Annotated in this window: 2 protein-coding genes; both read right to left on the reverse strand. The window is 66.5% G+C overall.

Going from position 1 to position 1,417, the window contains the following annotated elements; translation table 11 throughout:
* The coding region (locus EOA33_RS35685) for a tRNA-dihydrouridine synthase (protein WP_190234496.1) at window positions 1-510 on the reverse strand (510 nt) is incomplete at its 3' end.
* A gap of 2 nt (window positions 511-512) precedes the next feature.
* The coding region (locus EOA33_RS35690) for an FAD-dependent oxidoreductase (RefSeq protein ID WP_127407721.1) at window positions 513-1,417 on the reverse strand (905 nt) is incomplete at its 5' end.

Consider the following 1,417-nt stretch of genomic DNA (forward strand, 5'->3'; position numbering starts at 1 on the left):
GGTGTTTGCCTTGCACCAGCGCACCACCATTTCGATATATTCCGGCACCTGGCCGACCGCCGAGCCCATGCCGCGCTCCGACATGCCGTGCGGACAGCCGAAATTGAGCTCGATGCCGTCGGCTCCGGTCTCCTCGACCACCGGCAGGATCGCCTTCCAGCTTTCCTCGACGCACGGCACCATCAGCGAGACGACGACGGCGCGATCCGGCCAGTCCTGCTTGACCTGCTTGATCTCGCGCAGATTGGTCTGCAGCTCGCGGTCGGTTATCAGCTCGATGTTGTTCAGGCCAAGCAGTCGCCGGTCGGCACCCCAGATCGCGCCATAGCGCGGGCCGTTGACGTTGACGACGGGCGGCCCCTCTTCGCCGAGCGTTTTCCAGACCACGCCGCCCCAGCCCGCCTTGAAGGCGCGGATGACATTGTAGGCCTTGTCGGTCGGCGGCGCCGAGGCCAGCCAGAACGGATTGGGCGACTTGATGCCGACGAAATTGTTGCGGATATCTGCCATGCTCATGCCCTCCCGTTAGAGGTCAGTGCCCGGTTGATCGATTCCGCCGCGTCGCGGCCCTGCGCCACGGCCGAGACGGTGAGGTCATCGCCGCCGAAGATGCAGTCGCCGCCGGCCCAGACCTTCGCCAGCGACGTACGCCCCTCGGCATCGACCTTGATGCGCCCGCCCTCCAGCTCGATCTCGGCGCCACTGCCATTCAGCGCTGCCGGGACAAAGCTCTGGCCGATCGCCTTGAACACCTGGTCGGCGGCGAGCGTAAGCCGCTCGCCAGTGCCGGCAAGCTTGTCGCCGTTCATTGCCGTGTATTCGAGCTCGATCGCCGACACCTTGCCGTTCTCGGCGATGACCCGCTTCGGCTGCAGCCAGTGGCGGATGGTGACGCCGTTGGCGGCGGCCAGATCCTGCTCGAAGCCGGATGCATTCATGTGCTCCTGGCCGCGCCGGTAGCAGATCGTCACCTCCTCGGCCCCGAGCAGCTTCGACTGCACCGCGGCGTCGATCGCCGTCATGCCGCCGCCGATGACGACGACGCGCCTTCCGACCGGCAGGCCCGAAAGATCGCCCGCCTGACGCAGCTCGGCGATGAACTCCACGGCGTTGGTGACACCATCGGCATCCTCGCCGTCGGCGCGCAGCGCGTTGACGCCGCCAAGCCCCATGCCGAGGAACACCGCGTCGTAGTTCCGGATCAGGTCGGACAGCTGGTAGTCGCGGCCGAGCGCCTTGCCGTTCTGGATGTCGATGCCGCCGATCGAGGTAACGTAGTCGACCTCGGCCTGGGCGAAATTGTCGACGCTCTTGTAGGCCGCGATGCCATATTCGTTGAGGCCGCCGGCCTTCGCTCGCGCCTCCAATATGGTCACGTCATGACCATGGCGGGCGAGCCGATGCGCGGCGGCAAGCC

The sequence above is a fragment of the Mesorhizobium sp. M4A.F.Ca.ET.050.02.1.1 genome, from assembly GCF_003997725.1.
In the GTDB taxonomy this organism is placed as follows: domain Bacteria; phylum Pseudomonadota; class Alphaproteobacteria; order Rhizobiales; family Rhizobiaceae; genus Mesorhizobium.